Below are 9,195 nucleotides of genomic sequence, written 5' to 3' on the forward strand. Positions count from 1 at the left end.
GGCCCGCGCCCGGTAGCCTGGCGCGCATGGAGCAGACCCTCGAGTCGCCGCCCGCCGAGAAGCGGCCGCGGCGCCGTCCGCCCCGCCGGACGTGGCGCGAAGGCGGGTCGAGCACGGCGCGCTGGACGCTCGAACTCCTCGGCTGGGCGCTCCTCTCCCTCGGCGCCGGGGTGCTCCTGGCCAACGCCGCCGCCCTGCTCCTGCCGGCCGCGATCGCGGCCCCCGTCGCGCAGGCGGCGATCTGGCTGGGCTTCGCGGTCCCGATCGTCCTCGCGTTCCGCCGCTCGCGCCCCCGCGGACTGCTGCGCTTCCGCGCCCTGGACCTCATGTACGGCCTCGTGTTCGGCGTCGCCCTCCGCCTGGCTGACGGCGCCCTGCAGGGGATGGGAGGAACGCCCGCCCCCTGGCCCACCACCTTCTCGATCGACGGCAGCCTCCCCGACGGGTTCGCGCTCGAGGCGGCCCGGGGCTCGATCGTGGCGCCGACGCTGGAGGAGTTCTTCTTCCGTGGCGTCGTCCTCGTCGCCGCCTACAGCGTGTTCCGCCGGATGAGCGGCCGGATCGCGGGCGGCGTCGCGGCGGCCGCCGTCTCCACCGGGCTCTTCGTGATCGCCCACCTCCTCGTGGAGGGGATGGATGCCACCGGCGTGCTCGCCCTGGTCCTGCTCGGTGTCGTCGCCTCGGCGCTCGTCCTCGGCACCGGCCGCATCTGGGCGGCGGTCGTCACGCACATCGTGTTCAACGCGACGGGGTTCCTGCTCGTCGCGGTCGGGACCATGCTGTCCTGAGCGACCTGTGCCCGCGGTGCGGGACGACGGCGGTTTGGTCGTGGCATCCGGATGCCGTAGGCTATCCCTTTGGTGCCCGCCTCTCTGCGAGCGGGTAGCACGAACGTGAGCCCTCCACCGGCCCTGTTCCCCGTCATCGGCGGAGAACGGACCACCGGAGCGGGATTCACGAACTCCTCCGTTCGATCAAGAAAGCAGCACTACTGTGACGCGCACTTTCACCCCCAAGGCCGCTGAGGTCACGCGCGAGTGGGTCGTTATCGACGCCACCGACGTCGTCCTCGGCCGTCTGGCCTCGCACGCGGCGGCCATCCTCCGCGGCAAGCACAAGGCGACCTTCGCCAACCACATCGACTCCGGTGACTTCGTCATCGTCATCAACGCCGAGAAGGTCGCGCTGACGGGTCAGAAGCTCCAGAAGAAGATGGCCTACCGCCACTCGGGCTACCCGGGCGGCCTCAAGGCGGTCAGCTACGAGGAACTCCTCGAGAAGAACCCCGTCCGCGCGGTCGAGAAGGCCATCCGCGGCATGCTGCCCAAGAACAGCCTCGGCGCGGCGCAGCTCAAGAAGCTCAAGGTCTACCGCGGCGCGGAGCACCCCCACGGTGCCCAGCAGCCCACCGCGTACACCTTCGACCAGGTCGCCCAGTAAGCGCCGCCGGATAAGGACGAAACAGTGTCGAACATCGACTCCAGCAACTACAGCACCGAGACGCCGGCCGAGCAGTCGACCGTCGCCGCCGAGCGCCCCGTTCTCTCGGTCCCCGGCGCAGCCGTGGGCCGTCGCAAGCAGGCCATCGCCCGCGTGCGCCTCGTCCCCGGTTCGGGCACGATCACGGTCAACGGCCGCACGGTCGAGGACTACTTCCCGAACAAGCTGCACCAGCAGCTGATCAACGACCCCTTCACGGTCCTCGAGCTCGCGGGCTCGTACGACGTGATCGCCCGCATCTCGGGCGGTGGCCCCTCGGGCCAGGCCGGCGCGCTGCGCCTCGGCATCGCTCGTGCCCTGAACGAGATCGACGCCGAGAACAACCGCCCGACCCTGAAGAAGGCCGGCTTCCTCTCGCGCGACGCTCGCGTCAAGGAGCGCAAGAAGGCCGGTCTCAAGAAGGCCCGCAAGGCGCCTCAGTACTCCAAGCGCTGAGTTCGAAACTCCGGATGCCTCTTTTCGGCACGGACGGGGTGCGGGGGCTGGCCAACGGCCTCCTCACCGCCGAACTCGCGCTGCACCTGGCCCAGGCGACTGCTGTCGTCCTGGGCCAGGGCCGTTCGGCGGAGGAACGCAAGGCTCGGGGCCGGCGTCTCACCGCCGTCGTCGCGCGCGACCCGCGGGTCTCGGGGGAGTTCCTCGCGGCCGCGGTCAGCGCGGGCCTGGCGTCGTCGGGCGTCGACGTCCTCGACGCGGGCGTGATCCCCACGCCGGCGACCGCCTTCCTCATCGCCGACCGTGACGCCGACTTCGGCGTGATGGTGTCGGCATCCCACAATCCCGCTCCCGACAACGGGATCAAGATCTTCGCCCGCGGCGGCACCAAGCTCCCCGACATCGTCGAGGAGCGCATCGAGCGCGCCCTGGAGGGCGAGCGCCTGCAGCCCACCGGTGCCGGTGTCGGCCGCATCCGCCGCTTCGCCGACGCCGAGGACCGCTACGTCGTGCACCTCCTCGGATCGCTGCCGCACCGGCTCGACGGCATCCATGTCGTCCTCGACTGCGCGCACGGCGCCGCTGCCGGTGTGTCGCCCGAGACGTTCCGCGACGCGGGTGCGCAGGTGACCGTCATCGGTGCCGACCCCGACGGCCTCAACATCAACGACGGCGTCGGCTCGACGCACCTCGACGTGCTCGCCGAGGCCGTGGTCCGGCTCGGTGCCGACGTCGGCATCGCGCACGACGGCGACGCCGACCGCTGCCTCGCCGTCGACGCCGACGGCAACGTGGTGGACGGCGACCAGATCATGGCGATCCTCGCGGTGGCCATGAAGGAGCGCGGCGCCCTCGCCGACGACACCCTCGTCGCGACCGTCATGAGCAACCTCGGCCTGCACCGGGCGATGGAGGCCCACGGCATCCGGGTCCTGCAGACCGCGGTCGGCGACCGGTACGTGCTCGAGGCGATGAACACGGGCTCGTACTCGCTCGGCGGCGAGCAGTCGGGGCACGTCATCATGAGCGACTTCGCCACGACCGGCGACGGTCTGCTCACGGGGCTGCACCTCGTGGCCGAGATGGCCCGTCAGGACAAGACGCTCGCCGAGCTCGCCTCGCTCATGACGGTGTACCCGCAGGTGCTCGTGAACGTCCGCGGCGTCGATCGCGACGGCGTGAAGGACGAGGTCGTGCAGGCCGCCGTCGCGGAGTCGACCGCGGAGCTCGGCGACTCGGGACGCGTGCTGCTGCGTGCCTCGGGCACCGAGCCGCTCGTGCGCGTCATGGTCGAGGCCGCCGACGAGCAGACCGCTCGCGCGCACGCCGACCGTCTGGCCGACGTGGTCCGGGAGCGCCTGGCGCTGTAGGTCCCCTGGCTCCGCCGGGGTGGGGCGTCGGCTGTCGGCTGTCGGCGCTGAGTTGGCGCAAATGTACGCCGCGGGGGCCGTGGCGCGTACATTTGCGGCAAGTCACGGCCCCGGGGTGCTTCGGCGCGGGCGGGATGGATGCCGCTGAGTTGGCGCAGATGTACGCCGCGCGGGGTGTGGCGTGTGCATGTGCGGCAAGTCACGGCCCCGGGGTGCTGCCGCGCGGGCGGGATGGATGCCGCTGAGTTGGCGCAAATGTACGCCGCGGGGGCCGTGGCGCGTACATTTGCGGCAAGTCACGGCTGCGGGGGAGCGCCTCGCAGGGTGCGGGTCAGGCGCCGTCGAGCTCCTCGATGTACCGCAGCAGCACGCCCTCGCGGAGCGCCCACGGCGACACCTCGAGCTCGTCGACATCCATCGCCTTCATCGCGCGCTCGACCACGACGGCCGCGGCGACGATCTGGAAGGTGCGGTCCGCCGTGATGCCCGGCAGAGCCTCGCGGGCGTCGGCGGGGATCTGCGCCAGGCGCGGGATCCAGTCCTTCAGCTGCTTTCGGGGGAGCACCATCCGGTCGATGCCGGACCAGCCGGGCACGGGATACCCGGCGAGCTTCGCCAACGAGCGGATCGCCTTCGACGAGCCGACGACGTGATCGGGGCGGGGGAGCGCGGCGAAGCGCTGCGCCACCGGCGCCAGGACCGCGGCCGCATGCTGCCGCAGTGCGTCGATCTCGCCCACGGTCGGCGGGTCGTGGGGGAGGAACCGGACGGTCGAGCGCCCCGCGCCGAGCGGCACCGACTCGGCCAGGTCGGGCAGCTCGTCCGCACCGCCGGCGATCTCGAGCGAGCCGCCGCCGATGTCGAACAGCAGGATCTGCCCGGCGGACCAGCCGAACCACCGGCGCACCGCCAGGAACGTGAACCGCGCCTCCGTCTCGCCGCCGAGCACCTGCAGCGGCTGCCCCAGCACGTCTTCGATCTGCGCGATGACGGCCTCGCCGTTGGTCGCCTCGCGCACCGCGGACGTCGCCGTCGCCAGCAGCTCGTCGACGCCCTCCGCCTTCGCGCGCTCGCACGCCGCCGTGACCGCGTCGATGAGGCCGCGGACCCCCTCGGCCGAGATCGAGCCGTCGGGCTCGAGGTAGCGCATGAGGCGCAGCACCGACCGGTGCGACGTCGTCGCCGTCGGTCGACCGCCCGCCCGGGCGTTGGCGACGAGCAGATGGACCGTGTTCGAGCCGATGTCGAGAACCCCGAGACGCACGCTCCGAGCGTAGTGGGCGGGACTGCGCGGAATCGGACGAGCGTCGCGGACGCGGACGAGGAAGCCCGTGGCATCCGGTTCCGGGTTCTTCGTCCGACTCCGCGGAGGTGACGGCGAGATGGATGCCACGGGGTGGCACCCATGGTCCGGAAACCGACACGGGGCGCTCCGCGAGCGGGGCGGAGCGCGCCGGTACGATTGGCGGGTGTCCGAGACCGTCGCGCCGTCGCTCAGTCCCTACCGGCAGATCGACCGCGCCGAGTGGGCGCGGATGGCCGGGGGCATCGAGCAGCCGCTCACCGAGACCGAGGTCGTGCAGCTGCGGGGCATCGGCGACCGCCTCGACCTGCGCGAGGTGTCGGAGGTGTACCTGCCGCTGAGCCGCCTGCTCAGCCTGTACGCCCGCGCGACGCGACGGCTGGGCGCGGACACCAGCGAGTTCCTGGGCGAGCCGGATGCCACGACGCCGTTCGTCATCGGCGTCGCCGGATCCGTCGCGGTGGGCAAGTCCACCATCGCACGCCTGCTGCGCGAGCTCATGAGCCGGTGGCCGGACACCCCGCGGGTCGAGCTGGTCACGACGGACGGCTTCCTCTACCCCAACGCCGAGCTCGAGCGCCGCGGGCTGATGGACCGCAAGGGCTTCCCGGAGTCGTACGACCGCCGGGCGCTCGTGGAGTTCCTCAGCCACGTCAAGTCCGGGGCCGAGGAGGCGCGGGCGCCGTTCTACTCGCACGTGCGGTACGACATCATGCCGGACGCGCACGTCACCGTGCACCGCCCCGACGTCGTCATCGTCGAGGGCCTGAACGTGCTGCAGCCGCCGCCGTCGCCGAACGAGGTCGCGGTGAGCGATCTGTTTGACTTCTCCATCTACGTCGACGCGGACGCCGCGCACATCGAGCGCTGGTACGTCGATCGGTTCCTCGCGCTGCGGGACAACGCCTTCACGAACCCGTCGTCGTTCTTCCGCGTCTTCGCCGACATCAGCGACGACGAGGCCGTGGAGCGCGCGCTCGGATTCTGGCGCGACATCAACCTGCCCAACCTGCGCGAGAACGTGCTGCCCACGCGGCACCGCGCGAAGCTCGTGCTGCAGAAGGGCGCCGACCACACGGTCGAGACGGTCCTGCTCCGCAAGCTCTGACGCCCGCCGGGCGGCGTTGCCGCGGGTCGGCGTTGCCGCGGGTCGGAGGGACAGTAAACGCCCTCGCGCGGTGGAAACGCCGTGCAACGGCGTTTCCACCGGCGCGAAGCGTTTACTGGCCGGAGGGACCCGCGGCGGACGCGGGCGGGAGCGGATGCCGACGAGGCATTACTGCGCGTTGTCTAGGTACTACTAGTGTGCGGGCTGTGCGCGGCGGGCTGCGGCGACGCGCTTATTCAGGCGCATGAAACCCCCGCGTTGATAGCGCTCACCCCAGGTGACGCCCCGGTATACCGGCCGTGTCGAACCGGTACTACTACCCGCAGCCCGCGCACTCTCAGGCTCCTCACAGCCGCTTTAGCGTGGCCGGTACGGCTGTCGGAAGCCGTGGAGGGCGCTCGATCGCGGCGTCCCACGCACCACAAATGGGGAGTTCGACATATGAATCGCGCTAGGTGGGGGACGACCGGGGATTCGCCCGGTCGGGCCGTCAAGGAAAGGCGGGGTGGGATCTGGTCCTCCACCCGCGTCGGCAGGACGGCGGTCAAGGCCGCCGCGGCGGTGGGGGCCGCCTCTCTCGGTCTGCTCGGCGGCATCAGCGCCGCCCACGCCGCTCCCGGTGACCAGTCCGCCGCCACGGGGACGTTCCTCGGCGGTTCCATCCTCAGCCTCGTGGACCTCGGCGCCGTCGCCGAGATCGACGGCGCGGCCGCGACCAACGACGGCACGCAGCCCACGGTCACCGACTACAACACGCTCGACCTGACGGCGCTCGGCACGGTCAACGTCACGGCGACCGGTGGCATCCAGATTCCCGTCGACCTCGGCAGCCTCGGTGTCGTCGGCCAGTACGCCCAGGCCGACCCCGACGGATCGTCGGTCGGCGCGTCGGGCGCTGTCGGCTCGGGCGGTGTCATCGGCACCGGCGCCCCGGCCATCGGCCCGCTGAGCATCAGCCTCGGCGATGCGGTCGGCGCGCTCGGCCTCGGCCCCGCGGTGACCGACGAGATCCTCGACGTCGACCTGACGCTCGAGGCCGTGTCGGCTCGGGCATCGCAAGAGGCCCCGAACGCCGCCGTGGGCGAGTACACGATCGCCGGCGGACAGCTCGTCATCGACAGCGCGACGCTCAGCGACCTGACCGCGGACCTCAACGCCGCCGTCGGCGGACTGCAGGGCTCTCTCGACAACGTCGACGCGCTGGTCAACTCCGGAGTCCTCGGCGCCCTGTCGAGCCTGGGCGTGCAGTCCAACCTGACGGTCGGAACGACGAGCCTCACCGGCGCGATCAGCGGGCTGCTCACCGGTCAGCTCACCTCGGACGCGTACCCCGGCGTGATCATCGACCTGAGCTCGGGCGAGATCATCGTCGACCTCGACGAGATCCAGCCGCTGAACGGTCTCGCTCCGGGTACGAACATCCTCGGTCCCGACACCGTCGCCGAGATCCAGGCGTCCGTGGTCGGGCTCGTCGACGGTCTCGTCGACGACATCAACGAGGCGGTGCTGGCGGCTGTCCGCGGCATCACCATCACCGGCGGCGTCGTGATCCCGCCGATCCTCGTCACGCCGCAGATCCCGGTCCTGAGCGTGAACACCACGGTCGGTGCGCTCCTCGACGGGGACACCTCGGGCATCGTCGTGCTCGGCGGCCTGACGATCCCCGGCGGCATCGGCCCCGTGGCGGCGGCCATCGTGGCGCCGATCGAGGCGGTCGTGGCGGACGTCGCGGGTGCCGTCGACACGGTCGTCACCCCGGTGACCACGATCCTTTCGCCCGCGCTCGGTCAGGTGGTGCCCGCGCTCGTCACGGTCACGGTCAACAACCAGACGACCACGGACGACGGGGTCTTCTCGATCACCGGAGCGATCGTCACGATCCTGCCCGGCTCGATCGCGACGACCATCGAGCTGGCCAACGCCACCGTGGGTCCGAACGTCCTCGACGACAACGCCGACGTGACGATCGTGACGCCGGAGGACGGCGCGGAGTTCTTCGTTCCGGATGCCGGGGACGTGAGCGACGTGACCATCACCGGTTCCGGTGAGGAGGGCGCGCAGATCACCGTCACCATCGAGGGCGAGGAGCCCCAGGCGGCGACGGTCGTCGACGGAGAGTGGACGGTCACGTTCCCCGATCTCCCGGTCGGCGAGTACACCGCCACCGCGACGCAGAACGTCGACGGGACGACGGCCACGGTCGACTTCGCGGTCGTCGAGGCCCCCGACGTGACCATCACCGCGCCGACCCCGGACCAGATCTTCGTGGTCCCGGGGGTCGACGACACGACCGACGTGACGGTCGAGGGCTCGGGCTTCCCGGGCTCCGACGTCGAGGTCGTCGTCGACGGTCAGACGCAGACGGTGACCGTCGGTGAGGGCGGCACGTGGACGGCGACGTTCACCGACCTGCCCATCGGCGACTACACCGCCACCGCGACGCAGGAGTTCGACGGCTCGACGGCGGAGGTCGACTTCTCGGTCGCCGAGACGCCGGACGTCGTCATCGAGGTGCCGGCCGACGGCACGGAGATCGCAGTCGGCCAGGCCGACGACGTCACCACGGTGACCGTCTCCGGCGAGGGCTCGCCGGGCGCGACCGTCACGGTGGTGCTCGACAACGGCGACACCGAGACGGACGTCGTGGCCGAGGACGGCACGTGGAGCGTCGACTTCGTCGACCTGCCGATCGGCGACTACACCGCCACCGCGACGCAGGACGTGGACGGCTCCGAGGCGAGCGTCGACTTCTCGGTCGTGCTGGCCGACCCGGTCGCGATCGTCGCTCCGGCGGACGGCGCCGACTTCGTCGTCGGGGAGCCGGATGCCACCCAGTCGGTGACCGTCTCGGGAACCGGCCAGGCCGGTGCCGAGATCGAGGTCGACGTGCCGGGTCTCGGTACGCAGACCACGACCGTCGACGAACTCGGCGCGTGGTCGGTGACCTTCGCCGAGGTCCCCGTCGGCGAGTTCACGGCGACGGCGACGCAGGACATCGACGGTACGACCGACGAGGTCTCGTTCTCGGTCTCGGCTGAGGCCGCCGACGCCCTCGACATCGACGCCGACGCGCTCGACGTCGTGGATGCGGATGCGGATGCCGCTGACGCCGACGCGCTGGACGTGCTCGACATCGATGTGACGGACGTCCTCGACGCTCTGGACATCGACGCCGACGCGGACGTGCTCGACGCCGATGCTGACGTGCTGGACATCGACGCCGACGCCGACGGTCTCGACCTCGACGTGATCGACGCCGACGCGCTGGACATCGACATCCTGGATGCCGACGCCGACGTGCTCGACATCGACGCGGACGCGGTGGACGCGGATGGGGCCGACGCGGATGCTGCTGACGCCGACGCGCTGGACGTGCTCGACATCGATGTGACGGACGTCCTGGACGCTCTGGACATCGACGCCGACGCGGACGTGCTCGACGCCGATGCTGACGTGCTGGACATCGACGCCGACGCCGA

Annotated in this window: 7 protein-coding genes; 6 read left to right on the forward strand and 1 reads right to left on the reverse strand. The window is 71.3% G+C overall.

Features of this window, described 5'->3' with window-relative positions; all coding sequences use genetic code 11:
- The first annotated feature begins 26 nt into the window (after window positions 1-26).
- The 4 genes from ACO03V_RS13350 to glmM all read left to right on the forward strand — a co-directional run bounded on the left by ACO03V_RS13350 (window position 27) and on the right by glmM (window position 3,305).
- On the forward strand, window positions 27-788 hold the full coding sequence (locus ACO03V_RS13350; RefSeq protein ID WP_423137906.1) for a type II CAAX prenyl endopeptidase Rce1 family protein: 762 nt from the start codon (window positions 27-29) through the stop codon (window positions 786-788).
- A gap of 205 nt (window positions 789-993) precedes the next feature.
- Window positions 994-1,440, forward strand: a complete 447-nt coding sequence (gene rplM / locus ACO03V_RS13355) for a 50S ribosomal protein L13 (protein ID WP_367728991.1) — start codon at window positions 994-996, stop codon at window positions 1,438-1,440.
- Window positions 1,441-1,464: 24 nt separating this feature from the next.
- Window positions 1,465-1,935, forward strand: coding sequence for a 30S ribosomal protein S9 (gene rpsI / locus ACO03V_RS13360; protein WP_367728996.1), 471 nt, complete (start codon window positions 1,465-1,467; stop codon window positions 1,933-1,935).
- Window positions 1,936-1,949: 14 nt separating this feature from the next.
- The gene (glmM, locus tag ACO03V_RS13365) at window positions 1,950-3,305 is read left to right on the forward strand and encodes a phosphoglucosamine mutase (RefSeq protein ID WP_423137907.1); all 1,356 of its coding nucleotides are present in this window, start codon (window positions 1,950-1,952) and stop codon (window positions 3,303-3,305) included.
- Window positions 3,306-3,636: 331 nt separating this feature from the next.
- On the opposite strand, the gene ACO03V_RS13370 is transcribed toward glmM, so the two are convergent.
- Window positions 3,637-4,569 (reverse strand): Ppx/GppA phosphatase family protein, encoded by a 933-nt coding sequence (locus tag ACO03V_RS13370; protein WP_367729000.1) that lies wholly within the window; start codon window positions 4,567-4,569, stop codon window positions 3,637-3,639.
- Window positions 4,570-4,774: 205 nt separating this feature from the next.
- Between ACO03V_RS13370 and coaA the strand changes: the two genes are divergently transcribed.
- The gene (coaA, locus tag ACO03V_RS13375) at window positions 4,775-5,716 is read left to right on the forward strand and encodes a type I pantothenate kinase (RefSeq protein ID WP_367729002.1); all 942 of its coding nucleotides are present in this window, start codon (window positions 4,775-4,777) and stop codon (window positions 5,714-5,716) included.
- A gap of 561 nt (window positions 5,717-6,277) precedes the next feature.
- Window positions 6,278-9,195: choice-of-anchor G family protein (locus ACO03V_RS13380; protein ID WP_423137908.1), on the forward strand; the 2,918-nt coding region annotated here is incomplete at its 3' end.

This window comes from Microbacterium sp. HMH0099, assembly GCF_049384025.1.
GTDB lineage: Bacteria > Actinomycetota > Actinomycetes > Actinomycetales > Microbacteriaceae > Microbacterium.